At 66.6% G+C, this 21,106-nt stretch carries 21 protein-coding genes; 15 read left to right on the top strand and 6 right to left on the bottom strand.

The window, feature by feature from the left end:
* Window positions 1-8: 8 nt before the first annotated feature.
* The 3 genes from ACLIJ1_RS22020 to pyk all read left to right on the top strand — a co-directional run bounded on the left by ACLIJ1_RS22020 (window position 9) and on the right by pyk (window position 2,985).
* Window positions 9-1,199, top strand: a complete 1,191-nt coding sequence (locus tag ACLIJ1_RS22020; RefSeq protein WP_411367712.1) for a hypothetical protein — start codon at window positions 9-11, stop codon at window positions 1,197-1,199.
* Window positions 1,200-1,207: 8 nt separating this feature from the next.
* A complete protein-coding gene (locus ACLIJ1_RS22025; protein WP_411367713.1) occupies window positions 1,208-1,456 on the top strand; it encodes a hypothetical protein in 249 nt (82 codons plus the stop codon).
* Window positions 1,457-1,551: 95 nt separating this feature from the next.
* Window positions 1,552-2,985, top strand: coding sequence for a pyruvate kinase (gene pyk / locus ACLIJ1_RS22030; RefSeq protein WP_411367714.1), 1,434 nt, complete (start codon window positions 1,552-1,554; stop codon window positions 2,983-2,985).
* Window positions 2,986-3,060: 75 nt separating this feature from the next.
* On the opposite strand, the gene ACLIJ1_RS22035 is transcribed toward pyk, so the two are convergent.
* Window positions 3,061-3,408, bottom strand: a complete 348-nt coding sequence (locus ACLIJ1_RS22035) for a PepSY domain-containing protein (RefSeq protein WP_411367715.1) — start codon at window positions 3,406-3,408, stop codon at window positions 3,061-3,063.
* Between the two features lie 162 nt (window positions 3,409-3,570).
* Here ACLIJ1_RS22035 and fba point away from each other — a divergent pair, with 162 nt between their 5' ends.
* From fba to ACLIJ1_RS22055, 4 genes are all read left to right on the top strand, one after another.
* Window positions 3,571-4,635 carry a class II fructose-bisphosphate aldolase gene (gene fba / locus ACLIJ1_RS22040; RefSeq protein WP_411367716.1) on the top strand — a complete coding sequence of 355 codons (1,065 nt, stop codon included), beginning with the start codon at window positions 3,571-3,573 and terminating at the stop codon, window positions 4,633-4,635.
* Window positions 4,636-4,776: 141 nt separating this feature from the next.
* Window positions 4,777-5,523: a DUF1223 domain-containing protein gene (locus tag ACLIJ1_RS22045; protein WP_411367717.1), complete on the top strand. Its 747-nt coding sequence runs from the start codon at window positions 4,777-4,779 to the stop codon at window positions 5,521-5,523.
* 93 nt (window positions 5,524-5,616) lie between these two features.
* On the top strand, window positions 5,617-6,525 hold the full coding sequence (locus ACLIJ1_RS22050; protein WP_411367718.1) for a phosphoribosylaminoimidazolesuccinocarboxamide synthase: 909 nt from the start codon (window positions 5,617-5,619) through the stop codon (window positions 6,523-6,525).
* A gap of 26 nt (window positions 6,526-6,551) precedes the next feature.
* Complete coding sequence (locus ACLIJ1_RS22055) at window positions 6,552-7,019, top strand: DUF2721 domain-containing protein (protein ID WP_411367719.1); 468 nt, start codon at window positions 6,552-6,554, stop codon at window positions 7,017-7,019.
* Window positions 7,020-7,039: 20 nt separating this feature from the next.
* Here the strand turns inward: ACLIJ1_RS22055 and ACLIJ1_RS22060 are convergent, their stop codons facing one another.
* The 5 genes from ACLIJ1_RS22060 to ACLIJ1_RS22080 all read right to left on the bottom strand — a co-directional run bounded on the left by ACLIJ1_RS22060 (window position 7,040) and on the right by ACLIJ1_RS22080 (window position 11,154).
* Complete coding sequence (locus ACLIJ1_RS22060) at window positions 7,040-7,426, bottom strand: DUF4189 domain-containing protein (protein ID WP_411367720.1); 387 nt, start codon at window positions 7,424-7,426, stop codon at window positions 7,040-7,042.
* Window positions 7,427-7,516: 90 nt separating this feature from the next.
* Window positions 7,517-8,188 carry a nucleoside/nucleotide kinase family protein gene (locus ACLIJ1_RS22065; protein ID WP_411367721.1) on the bottom strand — a complete coding sequence of 224 codons (672 nt, stop codon included), beginning with the start codon at window positions 8,186-8,188 and terminating at the stop codon, window positions 7,517-7,519.
* Between the two features lie 33 nt (window positions 8,189-8,221).
* Window positions 8,222-9,244, bottom strand: coding sequence for a Gfo/Idh/MocA family oxidoreductase (locus tag ACLIJ1_RS22070; protein WP_411367722.1), 1,023 nt, complete (start codon window positions 9,242-9,244; stop codon window positions 8,222-8,224).
* Between the two features lie 11 nt (window positions 9,245-9,255).
* On the bottom strand, window positions 9,256-10,251 hold the full coding sequence (iolG, locus tag ACLIJ1_RS22075; RefSeq protein ID WP_411367723.1) for an inositol 2-dehydrogenase: 996 nt from the start codon (window positions 10,249-10,251) through the stop codon (window positions 9,256-9,258).
* Window positions 10,252-10,287: 36 nt separating this feature from the next.
* Window positions 10,288-11,154, bottom strand: coding sequence for a MurR/RpiR family transcriptional regulator (locus ACLIJ1_RS22080; RefSeq protein ID WP_411367724.1), 867 nt, complete (start codon window positions 11,152-11,154; stop codon window positions 10,288-10,290).
* Between the two features lie 220 nt (window positions 11,155-11,374).
* On the opposite strand from ACLIJ1_RS22080, the gene ACLIJ1_RS22085 reads away from it, so the two are divergent.
* From ACLIJ1_RS22085 to iolB, 8 genes are all read left to right on the top strand, one after another.
* Window positions 11,375-12,403 (top strand): sugar ABC transporter substrate-binding protein, encoded by a 1,029-nt coding sequence (locus ACLIJ1_RS22085; protein ID WP_411367725.1) that lies wholly within the window; start codon window positions 11,375-11,377, stop codon window positions 12,401-12,403.
* A gap of 66 nt (window positions 12,404-12,469) precedes the next feature.
* Window positions 12,470-13,615, top strand: a complete 1,146-nt coding sequence (locus tag ACLIJ1_RS22090; protein WP_411367726.1) for an ABC transporter permease — start codon at window positions 12,470-12,472, stop codon at window positions 13,613-13,615.
* Between the two features lie 14 nt (window positions 13,616-13,629).
* Window positions 13,630-14,415, top strand: coding sequence for an ATP-binding cassette domain-containing protein (locus ACLIJ1_RS22095; RefSeq protein ID WP_411367727.1), 786 nt, complete (start codon window positions 13,630-13,632; stop codon window positions 14,413-14,415).
* A complete protein-coding gene (locus ACLIJ1_RS22100) occupies window positions 14,415-16,370 on the top strand; it encodes a bifunctional 5-dehydro-2-deoxygluconokinase/5-dehydro-2-deoxyphosphogluconate aldolase (protein WP_411367728.1) in 1,956 nt (651 codons plus the stop codon). Before ACLIJ1_RS22095 ends, ACLIJ1_RS22100 begins: the two co-directional genes overlap by 1 nt.
* A 17-nt stretch (window positions 16,371-16,387) precedes the next feature.
* On the top strand, window positions 16,388-18,265 hold the full coding sequence (gene iolD / locus ACLIJ1_RS22105; RefSeq protein WP_411367729.1) for a 3D-(3,5/4)-trihydroxycyclohexane-1,2-dione acylhydrolase (decyclizing): 1,878 nt from the start codon (window positions 16,388-16,390) through the stop codon (window positions 18,263-18,265).
* A 16-nt stretch (window positions 18,266-18,281) separates the two neighbouring features.
* Window positions 18,282-19,229, top strand: coding sequence for a substrate-binding domain-containing protein (locus ACLIJ1_RS22110; protein ID WP_411367904.1), 948 nt, complete (start codon window positions 18,282-18,284; stop codon window positions 19,227-19,229).
* 30 nt (window positions 19,230-19,259) lie between these two features.
* Window positions 19,260-20,186, top strand: a complete 927-nt coding sequence (gene iolE, locus ACLIJ1_RS22115) for a myo-inosose-2 dehydratase (RefSeq protein WP_411367730.1) — start codon at window positions 19,260-19,262, stop codon at window positions 20,184-20,186.
* Window positions 20,187-20,203: 17 nt separating this feature from the next.
* On the top strand, window positions 20,204-21,007 hold the full coding sequence (iolB, locus tag ACLIJ1_RS22120; protein WP_411367731.1) for a 5-deoxy-glucuronate isomerase: 804 nt from the start codon (window positions 20,204-20,206) through the stop codon (window positions 21,005-21,007).
* Window positions 21,008-21,106: the final 99 nt, after the last annotated feature.

The following is a 21,106-nucleotide window of genomic DNA, read 5'->3' on the forward strand; positions in this document are numbered from 1 at the left end:
ATGTCGGCATGGTGGCCATCTGGTTCGCGTTCTTCGGGCTTCCGATCGCTGGCCATTGGCTGTCCTCTCCCCCTGCCGCGCCGGTCGAGAACCGCCGGCTGGCCCCTGCCGTGTCATGGCCAGCCAGCATGGCCGAAGCGGTGGCACTCCCCGCGGCCATTCAGGCCTGGCTGCACGACCATTTCGGTTTTCGCCACGAACTGCTGGTGGCCCACAACCGCCTCCACCACGCGGTCTTCGGATCCTTCACGTCGAAAGACCTCGCGTCCGGCAAAGACGGCTACGTGTTCCATGGGTCGAACGGTCTGATGCACCACAGCCCCCTGCGGGCCCTGTGCGGGGCCGATGAGGTTCCTGTTCCGTTGATCCACGGTCAGCTGCAGCGGTTGCTGACGGTGTCGCAGGCGGCAGCGCCGGTCAGCCAGCTTCTCCTGGTGCCGGACAAGTCGAGGTTGAAGCCGGAGAAGCTGCCGGCCTGGCTGCAGGCCGAATGCGCGGCCTTCGCTCCGCCGGTGCAGGCGCTGCTGGCCGGGATTCGCCAGGAACCGGACATGGACGGGCGGGTGTTCTATCCCTTCGATGTGATGCGGGTGGCCGACCAGTCGCTCCCTGTCTATCACCCCTGGAACCTGCATTGGGACCACCAGGGCGCCCAGCCCGTGGCCGACTGGCTCGCGCAGCGCCGGTGGTCGCTCCCCCGCCGAGTCGACGTACCGCTGGTGGAGGTCGTGCACCCGTTTGACCTTCAGCAGTTCGCGCCAGGACTCAGTCACTGGCACACGACGCAGGTGCCTGCATACGAGCGCGTGAACATGCTGGTGTGCCACAACGCGCCCGAGTGTTTTCCCGAGTTTGCCGCCGAAGCCGGCATGCTCTTTCAGGTCGCCCGGTTCAGGTCGGCCTGGCAGCTGCCGCCGGAGCAACGGCGTCCACGCCTGGTCATCCTGGGAGATTCGTTTGGAGAGGCCATTGCCGAGCCGCTCGCGCCTTACTTTGCCGAGGTCTGGTACCTGTCCATGAACAATCTCTCCCGGCTGTCCCCGCAGCAGAAGCGTCATCTGCGCCATGTCGCCGTGGACCTGTTCCAGCCCGATGTGCTGCTGCATGTCTACAGCGAACAGGCGATCTTTTTTGGGCACAAAGGCTATTTCCGTGAGGTCACGGCCCTGTTGAGCCCTGTGACCCCCACACCGAATTGAACCGCACCATGAACACACTGCTGGTCGACATGCAGCTCTCCGCGGCGAGGTCTCTGGGCTGGATGCCGGGTCTCGTGCACGTCTTGCCGACCGAGATCCGGTGGATGGGCATGAGCGCGCTCACCGTCAGGGGTTTCTTTGCAGTGGCACCGACGGACCGCCGGACATCGTCGGAGGCATCGCGGGCAAACCGGACCTGGTCATGCCGCGCCGGCCGCTCCGGCTTTACCGGGCTGGCGCTTGAAACTCCGCTGTAACTTGTTTCACCGATAATTGAAACCAAATTACAAAACCGGCTCCCGCACCGTGATGCAGGCGCCGGTTGTCCGTTCATCTGCACAGGAGACCCCCCATGCCCCAACGCGCCACCAAGATCGTCGCCACGCTCGGCCCTGCCTCCAGCGATCCGGCCCTGCTCGAAGACATGATCCGTGCCGGCGTCAACGTCGTGCGCCTGAACTTCTCGCACGGCAAGGCGCAGGATCACATCGACCGCGCCAACCTCGTGCGCGAAGCCGCCCGGCGCGCCGGCCGTGAGGTCGGCATCATGGCCGACCTGCAGGGCCCCAAGATCCGCGTCGGCAAGTTCGCCGAGGGCAAGGTCATGCTCGAACCCGGCCAGCCCTTCGTGCTGGACGCCTCGCGCACCGAGCCGGGCGACATCGCCGGGGTGGGTCTGGACTACAAGGAGCTGCCGCGCGACGTGAAGGCCGGCGATGTGCTGCTGCTCAACGACGGTCTGATCGTGATGACGGTCGAGAAAGTGGTCGGCGATGCGGTGCACACGACCGTCAAGCTTGGCGGCGAGCTGTCCAACAACAAGGGCATCAACAAGCAGGGCGGCGGCCTGACCGCTCCGGCCCTGACCGCCAAGGACATGGAAGACATCAAGACGGCCATGAGCCTGATGGCCGACTACGTCGCGGTGAGCTTTCCCAAGAACGCGACCGACATGGAACTGGCACGCCAGCTGTGCAACATGGCCGCTGCGCAATACAACCACAAGCCCGGCCTGATCGCCAAGATCGAACGGGCCGAGGCGATCCCCGAGCTGGAGAACATCCTCAAGGTGTCCGACGGCATCATGGTCGCCCGTGGTGACCTGGCGGTCGAGGTTGGCAACGCGGCGGTGCCGGGCCTGCAGAAACGCATGATCAAGCTGGCCCGTGAGATGGACAAGGTGGTGATCACCGCGACCCAGATGATGGAGTCGATGATCGTCAACCCGGTGCCGACCCGCGCCGAGGTCAGCGACGTGGCCAACGCCGTGCTGGACGGCACCGACGCCGTGATGCTCAGCGCCGAAACCGCCGCCGGCAAGTACCCGCTGGAGACGGTGCAGCAGATGGCCGCGATCTGCCAGGAAGCGGAGAAGACCGACTACGACCCGCTGGAAGACGACTTCGTCGGTGCGCATTTCACCCGCATCGACCAGGCCATCGCCATGGGTGCGCTGTTCACCGCGCACCACCTCAAGGCCAAGGCCATCGTGGCGCTGACCGAGTCGGGCTCGACCGCACTCTGGATGAGCCGCCACAACGTGCGCATGCCGATCTACGCCGTGACGTCCAAGCTGTCGTCGCAGCGCAAGATGACGCTCTACCGCAACGTGCGCCCGCTGCTGGTGGGCACCAGCGCCGACCGCGACACCGCGCTGGCCGAGGCCGAAGCCGACCTCAAGGGCCGCGGCGTGATGCAGACCGGCGATGTCTATGCGATCACGGTCGGGGAGCCGATGGGCACGCCGGGTGGCACCAACACCCTGAAGATCTGCCGGGCGGCCTGAGCGACCCTGGCATCCAGGCCGGGCGCAGGCCCGTGCCACCGGTGCCGGGCGTGCGCCAGGTAGCGCCGGGCGGACTCACTTGGCGATGTTCTGGCGCACCAGCCGGGACGTCACCGGGTTGAAGTAGGCCTCCACGATCTGGCCCTGCCGGTCGAAGCCGTAGATCTCGTAGCAGCTGCCGTTGGCGACCTTGAAGGTCTTGATCCGGTAGCCGCGGTGCTCGGCCAGCAGGCGCATCTCGTCTTCCGGCAGCCACTCGGCACGCGGTGCCGTGGTGCACACGTCTTCCTTCTGCTCCCGGCTGGCCGGTGCCGGCTTTGCCGGTGGCGTGGGCTTCTGGGCCGCCTGCCCCCAGGCAAAGCCCGCCCCGGTCAGGGTGAGCAGCAGCATGGCGATGTGCCGGGAACCTGGGAAATGCGACATGGGTTGGTCTCCATCGTGGGGTGTTTGTCCCCACTGTGCGGCCCCAAGGTGAAGCCTTCCTTAAACCGGGCGGCCGCAGTTCCTGTCATCGGAGCGCAAGCCCCCGGGCGCTAAAATTCGGGAAGTTACAGACCGGTTACCAACTTTCCCAAGGGGTTTTTCATGGCGCTCGTTTCCATGCGCGAACTGCTCGACCACGCTGCGGCCAACGGCTACGGCATTCCGGCATTCAACGTCAACAACCTGGAACAGGTGCAGGCCGTGATGGCCGCCGCCGACGAAGTCGGCGCACCCGTGATCCTTCAGGCCTCGGCCGGCGCCCGCAAGTACGCGGGTGAAGCCTTCATCAAGCACCTGATCCAGGCCGCCGCCGAGATGTACCCCCACATCCCGCTGGTCATGCACCAGGACCACGGCACCAGCCTCAAGGTCTGCGAAGGCGCCATCGGCCTGGGCTTCGGCTCGGTCATGATGGACGGCTCGCTGATGGAAGACGGCAAGACCCCGGCCAGTTTCGACTACAACGTCGACGTGACGCGCAAGGTCGTGGAGCTGGCGCACAGGACCGGCGTGACCGTGGAGGGCGAACTCGGCTGCCTGGGCAATCTGGAAACCGGTGACGCCGGCGAAGAAGACGGCATCGGCGCAGAAGGCAAGCTGGACCACAGCCAGATGCTGACCGACCCTGAAGAGGCCGCCCAGTTCGTCAAGGCCACCCAGCTCGACGCATTGGCGATCGCGATCGGCACCAGCCACGGGGCCTACAAGTTCAGCCGTCCGCCCACCGGCGACATCCTGGCGATCAGCCGCGTGAAGGAAATCCACGCCCGCATTCCCAACACCCACCTGGTGATGCACGGTTCGTCCAGCGTGCCGCAGGATCTGCTGGCCATCATCAACCAGTACGGCGGCAAGATGAAGCAGACCTACGGCGTGCCGGTCAAGGAGATCCAGGAAGCCATCAAGCACGGTGTGCGCAAGATCAACATCGACACCGACATCCGCATGGCGATGACCGGCGCGGTGCGCAAGTTCATGGCCGAGAACCCCGAGAAGTTCGACGCCCGTGAGTGGCTCAAGCCCGCGCGCGAAGCTGCCAAGGCGGTGTGCAAGCAGCGCTATCTGGAGTTCGGCTGCGAAGGCCAGGGCGCCAAGATCAAGGGCGAGACGCTCAGCGTGATGGCTGGCAAGTACGCCCAGGGCGAGCTGGCGCAGCAAGTCCGCTGAACCGGCCGCCGCGAAGCTGCCTCCAGCCAGGCCACCGAACGGTGGCCTTTTTGCTTTTCATGGGGCGCATACCAATGGGGTGTAAGACGGCGGCCCGGGCGGCGACCAACGGGGACGCACTTTCGCGTGAAAGGTCCCACCATGCCGACGTCCCTGTTTGCTGCGCTGCTGGCTGGAGCGCAGGTTGCCACCTGTCAGGTCCAGGCGCCCGCCACGCCACCCACGGTGGTGGAGCTCTACACCTCCGAGGGCTGCAGTTCCTGTCCACCGGCCGACCGGTGGCTCAGCAGCCTTCCCAACAACGACAGGACGCTGGCGCTGGGTTTCCATGTGAACTATTGGGACCATCTCGGCTGGCAGGACCGGTTGGCCACGCCGGCCACCACCCAGCGTCAGCGCCAGTGGCAGGGAGCGCTGCGTGCCCCTTACGTCTACACGCCCCAGGTCATCGTGAACGGTGCCGACGAGCGCTCATGGAGCCGATGGGGTGCAGACAACCTTCCCCGTCCAACAGCCGTGGTCGTGCCTGGACTCCGGATGGAGCGGCAGGGCAACAGGTTGCGTGCAGAGGTGGCTGCCGTCGCGGACGGCCGTCGGCTCTCGGGCTATTGGGCCGTGTTTTCGGGACAGATCCGCAATGAAGTCACGCGCGGGGAAAACGCTGGCAGGACGCTGGTCCACGACCACGTGGTCCGGCTGTACGCTCCGGTCGCGGCCTGGTCGTCTTCCGAGCCGCGGCAACACGTACTGGACCTTGGCCCAGATCCTGCGGTGGCCAATACCCGGGTGGCGTTCGTGGTGACCACCGACGACGGGCTGCGGCCGTTGCAGGCCGCGAGTTTGGTTTGTGCGACGCCTTCGCGAGAACCCAAGTCCCCTGGGACCTGACCTGCGATAATCCGCAGGAATGGTTCACAGCCCGCTGACTGTTCGGTCACCGGGCTTTTTCTTTGCGTTTTGTCTCTTCGCGACCGACCGATCATGACCACCGCCCTGCACACCTCCGCCCTCAAGTCCCTGCCGCTGCTCGCGCGCGGCAAGGTGCGCGACAACTACGCCGTGGGCGACGACCGCATCCTGATGGTGGCCTCGGACCGCATCAGCGCCTTCGACGTGATCATGGGTGAGCCCATCCCCGGCAAGGGCGCGCTGCTGACCAAGCTCTCGCTGTTCTGGTTCGACCAATTGGGCCCCAAGGGCCTGAACATCTGCCCGATCCACCTGACCGGCGACGCGCCCGAGAGCGTGGTGTCGGCCGACGAGGTGGCCCAGGTCACCGGCCGCTCGATGCTGGTCCAGCGCCTGAAGCCGATTCCGGTGGAAGCCGTGGTGCGCGGTTACCTGGCTGGCAGCGGCTGGAAAGAGTATCAGGAGAGCCGTTCGGTCTGCGGCGTGAAGCTGCCCGAGGGCTTGCAGAACGCCAGCAAGCTGCCCGAACCGATCTACACCCCGGCGGCCAAGGCCGAGATGGGCGAGCACGACGAGAACATCACCTTCGAAAAGACGGTGGAGATGGTCGGCGCCGACATCGCCGCGCAGATCCGCGACAAGGCGATTGCCCTCTACAAGGCCGCGGCCGAGATTGCGCTGAAGAAGGGCATCATCATTGCGGACACCAAGTTCGAATTCGGTCTGGACAAGAACGGCACCGTGGTGCTGATGGACGAGGTGCTCACGCCCGACTCTTCGCGCTACTGGCCAGCCGACCAGTACGCCGTGGGCAACAACCCGCCCAGCTACGACAAGCAGTTCCTGCGCGACTGGCTGGAGACCGCCAAGGTCAACGGCCAGCCCTGGGACAAGGCACCGCCCGCGCCGCGCCTGCCGCGCGAGGTGATCGAGAAGACCTCGGCCAAGTACCAGGAAGCGCTGACGCGCATGCTGGGCTGAGGCCCAGCGCCGTCCACGCGCCCACCATGAGCCTGCCCGTCGACGTCGCCTCGGTCACCCACAGCGTGCAGCTGGCGGTGGCCCCCGTGTTCTTTCTCACTGCCGTGGCCGGCATGATCAGCGCGGTGGCCGGGCGGCTGGCGCGCATCATCGACCGCGCGCGGGTGCTGGAAGAACGGGTGCGCAACTGCACCGATCAGGAACTGATCGGCCGGCTGATCCAGGAACTGGTGCTGCTGCGCCGGCGCGGACGGCTGGCGAACTTCTCGATCGGCTGCCTGGCGCTGTGCGGCTTCTTCATCGGCGTCACCATCATCTCGTTGTTCCTGGGGCAGACCTGGGAGATGCAGTGGTCGATGGTGGCGGTGACCTGTTTCCTGCTGGGCGTGTGCTCGTTCCTGGTGGCCCTGGGCGGCTTCCTGTGGGAAACCGTCCTGGCCACGCATCTGCTGAACTTCAAGGTGCTGGAGATCGACCGCGAGTTCCGCGGCTGAGGCGCCCTTTCAGCTGGGCATCAGCCGTTGCATCGCGCCTGCAGGGCTCCGGAGACACCGCACGACTGGCCGCCCTTGGCCGAGCAACTGCTGTCAGCAGCCTGCTGGGCGGCGGCTGCGGTCTCGCCTTCGGCCACGGCGTAGATGAACCCGTTGGTCGCCGACGAGAGTGCGCCGCACTTGGCGAACTGCAGCACCACCTGGCAATCGCCTCCACCGCATTCGTTGCGCGCAGCGTCGTTGGCCTCGTTCTGATTGTTGGCGTTCCAGACAAAGGCCGCCTTGCCGGTGCTGGTGCTGACGGCGATCGCGCCGCGGGTGATGGGCCCATCGCTGCCACCGCCGCAGGCGGTCATCAGCAGGAGAGAGGCGGTCAGGGCGGACAGGGCAAGACGTTGGAAAAGCATGGGGTTCCTCCTTGAGAACGGTTTTGAAACAACGGGTAACAAAACCATTCTAGCCAAAGGGAAACCTCCTTCCGGATCGCGAATCCTCTCTCAGCGCACGAAGCCAGTGCCCCAGCGAAACACCCGGTGGGCGCGGCTGCGGGTGGCCTCGATGCGGCGGGCGTTGGGTTCGTCGGTCTGCGCCACCCAGCGGCGGGCGTCTTCTGCTGCGCGGCCAAACTGCTCGTGCCGTGCGACCAGGCGCTTCAGTCGCAGGGCCTCGTCTTCTTCCACGTACCAGACCTCGTCGAGCAGGCCGCGCACATCGCGCCAGCCGGGCTCGTCCAGCAGCAGGTAGTTGCCTTCGGTGACGATCAGTGGCACCTGCGGCTCGACCGCGATGGCGTTGGCGATCGGCTCTTCGATCTCGCGGCGGAAGTCGGGCGCGTAGACCGTCACGCCGTCCACGGGTTCGCGCAGCCGCCGCAGCAGCGACACATAGCCGTGGCTGTCGAAGGTGTCGGGCGCACCCTTGCGCTGGGCGCGGCCCAGGCGCTGCAACTGCACATTGGCCAGGTGGTAACCGTCCATCGGCACCAGTTGTGCGGCGCTGCCCGCGTGGTCGCACAGCGCGCGCGCCAGCGTGGACTTGCCAGAACCGGGTGCGCCGACCATGCCCAGCAGGAAGCGCCGGCCGGTGCTCAGGCGGGATTGCAGGAGTTCAAGAGCCTCGGCCGGGACGGTGACCGAGGGCGGGGTGGGTGTCGTGGGTTCGATGGACATGGGCGCCATTGTCGACCTCGACACCCGTGCCCTTCAGAGCGTCACCGGCAATCCAGTGCGCAGCGACTGGGTGATCGCCTGGCCGATGCGCGTGGCTTCGGTGGCGTCGTTGAGCGTCAGCGGCGATGCCTGTTCGCCACGGCAGGCGGACACGAAGGCCTGCATCTCCAGGCGGAATGCGTCGCCGAAACGCGCGAAGAAATCGGGCAGCGCGCGGTGGCCGATACCGGTGGCGTCGCGGTACTGCACACGGCTGAGGTGCGCGCCCATGCCGACCTGCAGCGTGCCGGCAGTGCCGATCACCTCGGTGGTGGTTTCGTGGCCGTGCGGCATGGTGCGGCTGGCGTAGAACACCGTGCGCTGGCCGCCGTCGAACTCGACAATGGCCAGGCCGTTGTCCACGTCGCCGAAGGGCTTGAGACCGTCGTGGATGGCCACGGTGCCGCTGGCGAACACGCGCGTGGCCCTGGGGTTGCCCAGCATCCAGCGCGCCAGGTCGATGTCGTGCACGCTGCAGTCCATGAAGATGCCGCCCGACGATTCGGCAAAGCGCACGAAGAAGCCCGACTCGTCGTTCTGGTCGCAGGTCTGCGAGCGCACCAGAAAAGGCTTGCCGACAGCACCCTGATCGATCGCAGCCTTGGCCTCGGCGTAGCTGGGGTCGAAGCGGCGCACGAAACCGACCATGGCGACCAGGTTGGGATGTTCCTTTGCAACAGCCTCGACAGCTTCGCAGGTCGCCACGTCCAGCGACAGAGGCTTCTCGACGAAGACATGTTTGCCGGCGCGCAGGCTGGCGGTGGTCTGCTCGGCGTGCAGCGTGGTCGGCGTGACCAGCACGATGGCATCGATGTCTGCGTCGGCCAACATCGATTCCAGGGTGTCGTGGCAGCGGGTGATGCCCAGTTCGCTGCAGGCCCAGTCGAGCTCGGCCGCCACCGGGCTGCAGGCGGCGACCAGTCGCGCGCCAGGCGTGTTGCGCGCGAGCTGTTCGGCGTGGCGCTTGCCCAGCCGTCCGAGGCCGGCGATGCCGACGTTGAGGATCTTGCTGCTCATGGGGCGGGCCTTCAGAACGTGACCGGTTGACCCGTGGTCGCACTCTGCGTGGCGGCGTCGGCGAGCTTCTGGGCCAGCACACCATCCTGCACCGTGGTCTTGAAGGGCTGGCCCGACTGCAGGCAGCTGAAGAAGTGTTCGATCTCCAGCCGGTAGGCGGCGGCGTAACGCTGCAGGAAGAAGGCCTCGGGCTTGTCGGCCTGGATGCCGCTGGCACTCCAGTGCTTCACCTCGGTGGGCGTGTGGTTGCCACACTGCAGCAGACCCGCCGAACCCAGCACCTCGAAGCGCTGGTCGTAGCCGTAGGCGGCGCGGCGCGTGGTGTTGATCTGGCACAGGCGGCCCTTGTGCGTGCGGATGGTGACGGCGGTGCAGTCCAAGTCGCCCGCGGCGCCCACGGCCGGGTCGGTCAGCACCGACCCGGTGGCGGACAGCCAGGCCGCTTCGTCGCCGTCGGCGCAGAGGATCCAGCGGAATACGTCGAAGTCGTGGATCAGCATGTCGCGGAAGATGCCGCCGGACTGCCTGATGTAGTCCACCGGCGGGGCGCCGGGGTCGCGGCTGGTGATGACCAGCATCTCGGGGTGGCCGATCTCGCCCGCGTCCATGCGGCGGCGGGCTTCGTTGAAGGTGGGGTCGAAGCGGCGCTGGAAACCGATCATGCAGCCCACGCCCGCAGCGGCCACGGCCTGGGCCACGGCTTCGGCGCGCGGCACCGACAGGTCGACCGGCTTCTCGCAGAAGATGTGTTTGCCCGCGGCGGCGGCGCGCGCGATCAGGTCGCTGTGGGTGGTGGTGGGCGAGCAGATCGCGACCGCGTCGATCGACGGGTCGGCGAACACGGCGTCGACGTCGGCGACCTGGGCGCCCAGGGTCTGGGCCAGGTCGGCGGCGGCCGACGGCACCGCGTCGCAGACGTACTTGAGCTGCACACCCGGCTGGGCGGCGAGGTTGGTGGCGTGGATGCGGCCAATGCGGCCGGCGCCGAAAACGGCAACTTGCTTCATGTTGGGTCGGTCAGGTTGGGGTGGGAGGAAAACGGGTCAACGGGCTGCGCCGCCGCTGGGCTTGTATTCGAGTTCGAGCCGGTAGGCCAGTGCGATGAACAGGCATTGCGCCAGGGCCATGGTGCTGGAGAGCGCGCGGAAGCCGAACACCGCGCTTTCCTGCACCACGAGGGCGACGTCGGCCATTTGCGCCAGCGCCCCGACGCGGCTGTCGGTGATGGCGATCACGGTCGCACCGGCCTGTGCCGCCTGACGCACCAGGTCCATGGTTTCTTCGGCGTAGGGCGCAAAGCTGACGGCGACCATCACGTCCCCGCGGCGCAGTCCGCGCAGTTGCCCGACGTGCATGGCGCCCGCGAAGTCCACCAGCTGGATGGGTTTGTCGGTGTGCTGCAGCGCGTAGGCCAGGTACGTCGCGACCGGGAAGGCGCGGCGGGCGCCCGCCACCCACAGTGAAGGCGCGTGGGCCAGCAGGTCCACGGCGCGGTCGATGGGCAGGTTGGGCAGTTGCTGGCGCAGTTCCTCAAGGCCGGCCACCGCGCCGCCCACGAACTCTTGCGCGATCCCGGCGCTGTCCAGCGGGTGGTCGCTGCGCGCCACCGCTTCGCGGATGCGGTTCTGGTAGCTGCGGCTGGGCGCGATCTGGGTCGCGATGCCGGCGCGGAACAGGGCCTGCATTTCCGAGAAGCCCGAGAAGCCGAAATGTTTGGCAAACCGCACCACCGCCGAAGGCTGCACGCCGCAGTGGTCGGCGATGTCCTGGATGCGTTCCAGACCCACGTGGTCGCGGTGCTGCTCGATGTAGGCGCCGATCAGTTTGAGCTGTCGGCTCAACTGCCCGTGCTCGCGCACCAGGCGCTGCAGGAACTCGTCCACCGGGGTGAGTGGCTTGGGAGGTGTCATGGTGTGGGCGTGCGAAAAGGCGGGGAGAAACGGTGCCGATGCGATGGAATGGACTGTAGCCCAGAAATGGAAAAATAGAAAAAATCTTTCATTAGGGAAAACATCTAGAAGAAAAATTCTTGTGCGGTCCTACCATCCGTCCCGTGCCACCGCTGGGTCGGGTTCGTCCGCTCCTGACGGCACGCAAGCATTCCGCTTCAACCACCGACTGGAGACAAACATGACCGCTACTTCCGTGCGACCCGTGCTCAAGACCCTGGCCCTGGCCGCCCTGCTGGCTGCTGGCGCCGCCCACGCCGAGGGTCGCTACGTGCTCATCAGCCACGCCCCCGATTCGGACTCGTGGTGGAACACCATCAAGAACTCGGTCAAGCAGGCCGGCGAGGACTACGGTGTCACGGTCGAGTACCGCAACCCGGCCAACGGCGACCTGGCCGACATGGCCCGACTGATCGAGCAGGCCGCGGCGCAGAACGTGGATGGCGTGATCACCACCATCGCCGACTTCAACGTGCTGCAGGGCGCGCTCAAGAAGGTGACCGACAAGAAGATTCCGCTGATCACCATCAACTCCGGCACGACCGCGCAGAGCGAAAAGCTGGGCGCGATCATGCACGTGGGCCAGCCCGAGTACGAAGCCGGCAAGGGCGCCGGCGAACGCGCCAAGGCCGCGGGCGTCAAGAGCTTCCTGTGCGTGAACCACTACGCCACCAACCCGGCCTCGTTCGACCGCTGCCGCGGTTTCGCCGAAGCCATCGGCGCCGACTTCAAGAAGAGCACCATCGACTCCGGCGACGACCCGACCACCATCGAGTCCAAGGTCAGCGCCTACCTGCGCCAGAACCCCAGCACCGGCGCCGTGCTGACCCTGGGCCCGACTTCGGCCCACCCCACGCTCAAGGCGCTGGAAAAGGGCGGCCAGGCCGGCAAGATCTGGTTCGCCACCTTCGATCTGTCCGATGAAATCGGCAAGGGCATCAAGGCCGGCACGATCCAGTTCGGCATCGACCAGCAGCCCTACCTGCAGGGATACATCCCGGTGGCGGTGATGGCCACCATGAAGGCCCAGAAGACCTCCGACATCAAGAAGGTGTCCGAGGCCATCCAGGCCAACGCCAAGACCAAGGCCCGCTTCGCCGAGTACGGTCTGGCGCCGGCCTTCGGTGCACGCCACATCGGCTCCGGCCCGGGCTTCGTGACCAAGGACACCCTGCCCAAGGTCGAGAAGTACGCCGGCCAGTACCGCTGACCGAACCGCGGACCGGTGCCCGCAATGGCACCGGTCCGCCGCCAGTGAATCAATTGAGGACTTGAAATGGCCAGTGCAAACCTGAACGGCGTGAGCGCCAACCTGCCGGGCGACGAACGCGTTCGCAACGTGGGTGCCGTGCGCAAACTGCTCGCCCGCCCCGAATTCGGTGCCATCGCGGGCACCCTGCTCGTGGTGGCGATCTTTCTGATGGCGGCCGGCGACTCCGGCATGTTCAGCGCCGAAGGCACGGTCAACTGGGGCACCGTGGCGGCCTTCCTGGGCATCATCGCCGTGGGCGCGGCCCTGCTGATGATCGCGGGCGAGTTCGATCTGTCGGTCGGTTCCATGATCGGCTTCGCCGGGATGATGGTGGCGATCCCCATCCTCGAATGGGGCTGGGCGCCGAGCCTGGCGGTGGTGTTTGCGTTTGCCTGTGCAATGGCGCTGGGCTGGCTCAATGGCTGGCTGGTGATCAAGACCGGTCTGCCCAGCTTCATCGTCACCCTGGCCTTCTTCTTCATCCTGCGCGGCCTGTCGCTGGCCGTGGCCGTGCTGCTGACGGGAAAGACCATCCTGTCCACCAATGGCGACGTGGTGCTGCAGGAAGCCATGCTGGCCGACCCGCTGGTGTCGGCGCTGTTCCATGGCCATGTGCTGACCGGTCTGTTCGACAGCCTCGCGGCCGCCGGCTGGATGGCGGCCCGCGACGACGGCACCGCGCTGGCGATCGGTGTGCCCAAGGTCGTGGTGTGGTGGTTCGTGCTGACTGCGGTCGGAGCCTTCGTGCTGGCCCGAACCCGGGCCGGCAACTGGGTCCTCGCCGTGGGCGGTGACGCCAACGCTGCGAAGAACGTGGGCATCCCGGTGGCGCGGGTCAAGATCGGCCTGTTCATGCTCACCGCCTTCTGCGCCACGCTGTTCGCCGTGCTGCAGGTGGCCGACGCGGGCTCCGCTGCCGCCGACCGCGGTCTGCAGAAAGAGTTCGAGGCCATCATCGCGGCCGTCATCGGCGGGTGCCTTCTGACCGGCGGCTACGGCTCGGTCATCGGGGCGGCCTTCGGCGCCCTGATCTTCGGCATGGTGCAGATCGGCATCGGCTACACCAGCATCGACAACAACTGGTACCGCGTGTTCCTGGGCGTCATGCTGCTGGCCGCCGTGCTGTTCAACAATTACATCCGTCGCCGTTTCGCCATGGGCCGGCAATGATCAAGGAGATGGCCATGAGCGACTACATCCTGCAACTCGAAGACATCTCCAAGTACTTCGGCCCGGTCATCGCCCTCAACGGTGTGACCCTGCGCCTGCGGCGCGGCGAAGTGCACTGCCTGCTGGGCGACAACGGCGCCGGCAAGTCGACGCTGATCAAGACCCTGGCCGGCGTGCACCTAGCCGACAAGGGCCAGTACCTGGTCAATGGAGCGCCGGTCCGCTTCCGTTCCCCGCGCGACGCGCTGGACGCCGGCATCGCCACCGTCTACCAGGACCTGGCGCTGGTGCCCCTGATGAGCGTGGCGCGCAACTTCTTCATGGGGCGCGAACCGGTGCGCAAGCTGTTCGGCGTGCTGCCGGTGATGGACCACGAATCGGCCGAGGCCATCGCCACACAGAAGCTGGGTGAGATGGGCATCCGCGTGCGCAACGCGGGCCAGATGATCGGCACCATGTCCGGTGGCGAGAAGCAGTGTCTGGCCATCGCGCGCGCCATCCACTTCGGCGCACAGGTGCTGATCCTGGACGAACCCACCGCGGCCCTGGGCGTCAAGCAGAGCGCCAACGTGCTCAAGCTCATCCTCAAGGCGCGCCAGCGCGGCATCTCGGTCATCTTCATCACCCACAACGCCAACCACGCTTACCCGGTGGGCGACAGCTTCACCCTGCTCAACCGCGGCAAGTCGCTGGGCACCTACGCCAAGGCCGACATCTCGAAAGAGGCGCTGCTGGACATGATGGCCGGCGGGGCCGAGATGAAGACGCTGATGGAAGACCTGGAAGGAGTGACCATCTGATGCCCAAACTCCAGTTCCCGCAAGGACGCACCCACGACCTGGCCTGCCTGGGCCGGCTGGCCGTGGACCTGTACGCCCAGCAGTTCGGCAGCCGCCTCGAAGACGCCCGCAGTCTGGCGAAGTACCTGGGCGGCAGCTCGGCGAACCTGGCCTTCGGTGTCGCCCGCCTCGGTTGCAGGAGCGCCATGATCTCCCGCGTCGGCGACGAGCAGATGGGCCGCTTCCTGCTGGAGAGCCTGCAGGCCGAAGGCTGCGACACCAGCCAGGTGCAGATCGACAAGGGCCGCCTCACCGCCCTGGTGCTGCTGGGCCTGAAGGACCGCGACACCTTTCCGCTGCTGTTCGTGCGCGAGAACTGCGCCGACATGGCGATTGACGCGTCTGCCATCGACGAAAGCTTCATCGCCCAGTGCCGCGCGCTCGCCATCACCGGCACGCATCTGTCGACCGACGGCACACGCGCCGCCGCCCACAAGGCGCTGCAGGCCGCGCGCCGCCACGGCACCGTGACCGTGCTCGACATCGACTACCGCCCGGTGCTGTGGGGCCTGACCGGCCGCGGCGCCGGTGAAAACCGTTTCGTCGACGACGCGGCAGTGACACGTCTGCTGCAAGCCTCGCTGCCCCTGTTCGACCTGCTGGTGGGCACCGAAGAAGAGTTCTTCATCGCTGGCGGTGTGGCGGGCGACATCATCGCCAGTCTGCGCGCTGTGCGCGCCCTGTGCCCCACGTCCACACTGGTGGTCAAACGCGGCGCCCAGGGCTGCTGCGTGATCGAAGGCGACGTGCCGGATGACATCGACGCTGCGCCGACCTACCGCGGCGAGCGCGTGGAGGTGCTCAACGTGCTGGGCGCTGGCGACGCGTTCCTGTCCGGCCTGATGGCCAGCCTGCTGCAGGGAAAAGACTGGGAAGAATCCACCCGCGTGGCCAACGCCTGCGGCGCCATCGTGGTCTCGCGCCACGCCTGCTCCGCCGCCATGCCCACGCCGGCCGAACTGGCCCACTGGTTCGGCGGCAGCCGCAATCCCAAGGTCGATGCCGACGAACAGCTCGCCCACCTGCACCGCGTCACCGCCGCGCGCCCGGGCTGGGACGACCTGTGCGTGATGGCCTTCGACCACCGCAGCCAGTTCTACGACATCGCCCGCGCCGCCGGCGCCAGCGATGCCAAGGTGCCCGCGCTCAAGAAGCTCCTGGTCAAGGCCGCCGAACAGGTGGAACGCAGCCGCCAGTTGCAGGGCCACACCGGGGTTCTGATCGACGGCGGCGACTACGGCCGCGATGCGCTGGCCAGCGCCACGGGCCGCGGCTGGTGGGTGGGCCGCCCGGTCGAGCTGCCAGGCTCGCGTCCGCTGCGCTTCGACGGCACGCGTTCGGTGGGCAGCGCGTTGATCCACTGGCCGACCGAGCAGGTGGTCAAGTGCCTGGTGCACTACCACCCGGACGATCACTTCGAGCTGCGCCTCGAGCAGGAGCAGAAGGTGCTGGAGCTGTGGGAGGCCACGCGCGCGAGCGGCAACGAGCTGCTGCTGGAGATCATTCCCCCGAAGGCGCTGACGCCCGAGGGCACGGCCGATGCCGCCGTGCTGCGCGCGGTCAAACGCTTCTACAACCTGGGCGTCAAGCCCGAGTGGTGGAAGCTGGCGCCCATGCAGGAGCAGGGCTGGCGCGACCTCGAAGCCCTGATCGGCGAGCGCGACCGCCACTGCCGGGGCGCCGTGATCCTGGGCCTGAACCAGCCACTGGACTTTCTGGCGGCCAGCTTCGCCAACGCCACCAACCCCATCGTCAAAGGCTTCATGGTCGGACGCACGCTCTGGGCCGACGCATCGCTCAAATGGTTCCGCGGCGACATCGACGATGCAGCCCTGATCGACGAAGTCGCCCGCAATTTCGCGGTGCTGGTCGATGCGTGGAGAAGCCGTCACACGGCCCAGCGCGCTGCCGCCTGAACACTCGGATTGACGACATGAAAACCCAACGACTCTCGATGGCGCAGGCGCTGGTGAAACACGTCGCCGCCCTGCGGATGGAGGTGGAACACCTCGACGGCCATACCTCCATCGAACCCTATTGCGGCGGCGTGTTCACCATCTTTGGCCACGGCAACGTGGCCGGCCTGGGCGAGGCACTGGCCCAGGTGCGCGACCGCCTGCCCACGCTGCGCGCGCACAACGAACAGACCATGGCGCATGCGGCGATTGCCTACAGCAAGGCCCAGTTCCGCCAGCGCATCATGGCCGTGTCCACCAGCATCGGACCGGGCGCGACCAACCTGGTCACAGCGGCGGCGGTGGCCCACGTGAATCGCCTGCCGGTGCTGTTGCTACCGGGCGATGTGTTCGCCAACCGCCGGCCCGACCCGGTGCTGCAGCAGATCGAGAGCTTCGGCCAGGGCGACGTCAGCGCCAGCGACTGCTTCCGCCCGGTCACGCGCTACTTCGACCGCCTCACCCGCCCCGAACACATCCTGACCGCGCTGCCGCGCGCGATCCAGACGATGACGGACCCGGCCAACTGCGGCCCGGCCTGCCTCTCGCTGCCGCAGGACGTGCAGGCCATGGCTTTCGACTGCCCCGAAGACTTCCTGAACCCCGGCGTGCTGCGCTTCCGCCGCCCGCCCGCCGACGAGCGCGAACTGGCCAACGCCATCGCGCTGCTGCGTTCGGCCAAACGCCCGCTCATCGTGGCCGGCGGCGGCGTGCTCTACAGCCAGGCCTGGGCCGCGCTGCGCGCGTTCGTCGACGCGCACGGCGTGCCCGTGGTCGAGTCGCACGGCGGCAAGAGCAGCTTGCCCTGGGACCACCCGCTCAACCTGGGTGCCATCGGCGTCGACGGTGTTTCGTGGGCCAACGAGATGGCGCGCGAGGCCGACGTGGTGTTCGCTGTCGGCACCCGCCTGCAGGACTTCACCACCGGCTCGCATGCGCTGTTCCCGCAAGCGAAATTGCTGAGCCTGAATGTGCAGCCCTACGACGCCGGCAAGTGGAGCGGCGCTGCCCTGGTGGCCGACGCCCGGGTGGGTCTGGGCCAGCTCGAAACCGGCCTGGTCGGCTGGACCGCCGACGCCGCCTGGACGGCGCGCGCGAAGCAGCAGGCCGCGGCCGCCAACGCACACATCACCGAATTGACCACTCATGTGTCGCAGGGCGTGCTGCCCTACGACGCGGAAGTCATCGGCGCGGTGCGCGACTCCGCCATCGAACTGGGACTGGACAGCGGGCAGCACGACGTGGCGCTGTGCGCCGCCGGAACGCTGCCGGCCGAGCTGCACAAGCTCTGGCGCGCCAGCCTGCCGGGCAACTACCACATGGAATACGGCTACTCCTGCATGGGCTACGAAGTGGCCGGCGGACTGGGCGTGAAGATGGCCAGGCCCCAGCAGGAATCCATCGTGCTGGTGGGCGACGGCTCCTACATGATGGCCAACTCCGAGCTGGCCACCTCGGTCATGCTGGGCCAGAAGATCATCGTGGTCATCCTCGACAATCGCGGCTACGGCTGCATCCAGCGCCTGCAGACCGCGACCGGCAGCCCGGCCTTCAACAACCTGCTGGACGACTGCGTGCCCGCAGTCGGCGAGCGCAGCACCATCGACTTCGCCATGCACGCGCGGTCCATGGGCGCCGACGCAGTGCACGTCAAGGACGTGGACGAACTCAAGGCCGCCATGGTCCAGGCGCGCCAGGCCAAGCGCACCCAGGTCATCGTCATCGACACCACCCACACCCGCACTACCGACGGCGGCTGCTGGTGGGAGGTGGCGATTCCCGAGGTGTCGTCTCGTGCCGAAGTGCGTGAGGCGCACGCCACCTACGTTCAAGGCCAGTCGCAGCAGCGCATTTGAAGCCGTGGTCACATCAATCCTGAAACGGCTTCTGACCACTGGGGTGGCGGCATTTGGCATCTTGTGCCTACCGCTCACTGCCAACGCTCAGAAGTTCGGCCTTGCGATGTCTGAGCAAGATGCGTTCTTGTCTCTCGTTCAGAGCGGAGTGGTCGAGGCCGCCAAGGCGTCGGGGGTCAGTCTGGTGGTGGAGGACGCCAAGGGCAGAAAGGCGGCTCAGCTGGATCAGATCAGGGCCATGGCGGCGCAGCGCCTGGACGCCATCATCGTGGTACCTGTGGACACAGAGGCGACCCGTGCGATCACGCTGGTGGCGAGCGAAGCCAAGATTCCGCTCGTGTATGTGAACCGCAAGCCGGTAGATTTTGATCAATGGCCCGCGGGTGTGGCCCTGGTTGCTTCCGACGAGAAAGTGTCCGGGACCGTGCAGTCCGAAGAGGTCTGTCGCCTTCTCAATGGTCGTGGCCAAATTGTTGTGTTGATGGGCCCGCTGTCCAACGAGGCGGCGCGCACCCGGACACAGGACATCGAAGACGTCCTCGCCCGCCCGGCCTGCTCCGGTATCAGGATTCTGGACAAGCGGCTGGGAGGCTGGGACAGGGGGCGAGCCTTCAACATTGTCTTGAACCTGATCGCGTCAGGGGCGAACACTGGCAGGCGTTTCGATGCAGTGGTCGCCAATAACGATGAAATGGCACTGGGCGCAATTGACGCATTGAAAGCGGCCAATGCGTGGTCACCCGGATTTGTCGTTGCGGGGATCGACGCGACGCCCCAGGCGCTGAGTTCGATGAAGCTCGGAGATCTCAAGGTGACCGTCCGGCAGAACGCAACGGGGCAGGGCGCCGGCGCTGTGCAAACCGCGCTGAAGATGATCCGCAAGCAGCCGGTGGCTCGATTTGTGGATGTGCCTTTTGAACTGGTCACACCCTCGAATCTCAACAAATTCCTTCCCAACAACTGAACACTGACCCATACAAAGAAAGAAAACGACATGAGCTGGAACGTCCGCATTGGTATCAACCCGATCTCCTGGTTCAACGACGACATGCCCTCGCTCGGTGGCGAAACCCCGCTGGAAACCGCCCTGAAGGAAGGCAAGGAAATCGGCTACGAAGGTTTCGAGCTGGGCAACAAGTTTCCGAAAGACGGTCCGGGCCTGAAGGCCAAGCTCGACGAATTCGGCCTGGCCTGCGTGTCGGGCTGGTATTCCGGTCTGCTCGCGGAGCTCGAACCGGGCCAGACCAGCGCGCAGGCCGTGGCCGCAGAGATCGAGCGCTGCCAGGCCCACATGAGCAAGCTGCAATACAACGGCGTGAAGGTCGTGGTCTACGGCGAGTGCGCTGGCACCGTGCAGGGCCAGATGGACACGCCCGTCTCAAAGCGCCCGCAGTTCGCCAGCGACGCGCTGTGGCAGGCCTACGCCGAGCGCCTGGACGCCTTCGGTGAGCACCTCATCCAGACCTACGGCATCCGGCTCGCCTACCACCACCACATGGGTGCCTACGTCGAGTCGCCCGCCGATGTGGACAAGCTGATGCAGCTCACCGATCCGGCCAAGGTCTTCCTGCTGTTCGACACCGGCCACGCCTATTTTGGCGGTGCCATCACACCGGTCGATCTGCTGAAGAAACACGTCGGGCGCGTGGTGCATGTGCACTGCAAGGATGTGCGCACATCCGTGATTTCGATGGCGCGCAACGATGGCTGGAGCTTCCTGCATGGCGTGCTCAACGGCATCTTTACCGTACCCGGCGATGGCAGCATCGACTATGCCGCGGTGCTCAGGACGCTCAAGGACAACGGCTACGAAGGCTGGCTGGTGGTCGAGGCCGAGCAGGACCCGGCCGTGGCGCCGAGCTACCAGTACGCGAAGAAGGGTTTCGACACCCTGCGCGGCCTTGTGGACAGTGTGAACTGATTGGCAGGAGACACACCATGGTCAGCCCATTGCTCGCCAAGGCCGCGCCCTCTGGGCGCGAGATCGTCAACGTCACGCCCGAGCGCGCCGGCTGGACGCACGTGGGCTTTCGCGCCCTGCGTCTGGCGGCGGGTGAATCCGATGCGGTGGAGACCGGCGAGCGCGAGCTGTGCCTGGTGGTGCTCACCGGCACGGTGGACGTCACCATCGACGGCGAAACCCACGCCCATCTCGGCACGCGCCACAGCGTGTTCGAAGAGGTGTCGCCGGCGGCGGTGTACGTGCCGTCCGGCAAGGTGGTGCACGTCCGCGCGGTGACGGCGGCCGAGGTGGCGCTGTGCAGCGCGCCGGCCGACGCGCGCAATCGCAAGGTCAGCGTGCTGGATTCTTCAAAGATGAAGCGCAGCGTGCGCGGCAAGGGCACGAACACGCGCTACGTCTGCGACATCCTGCCGCACGACGACCCGACGGCCGCGCATTTGCTGGTGGTGGAGGTGATGACGCCGGCCAGCCATTCGAGCAGCTACCCGCCGCACAAGCACGATCAGGAAACGCCGCCCACTGAGACCTTGCTGGAAGAAACGTACTACCACCGCCTCAACCCGCCGCAGGGCTTTGCCTTCCAGCGCGTCTACACCGACGACCGCAGCCTGGACGAGGCCTGCGCGGTGGAAGACCACGACGTGGTGATGGTGCCTCGCGGTTACCACCCGGTGGTGGCGCCGCACGGCTACGACCTGTACTACCTGAACGTGATGGCGGGGCCGAACCGCTTTTGGGTCTTCAAGAACGACCCCGTCCACGAATGGATGCTGAAGTAACCACCCCCCTGCGCCGCTGACGCGGCTTCCCCCCTGCTGCGCGGGGGGACGACCCCTGTGGCCGGGCAAAGCCCGTTCCACGGGGTCTCTGGCGTGCAG

The organism is Hydrogenophaga sp. RWCD_12 (assembly GCF_046604225.1).
GTDB lineage: Bacteria > Pseudomonadota > Gammaproteobacteria > Burkholderiales > Burkholderiaceae_C > Hydrogenophaga.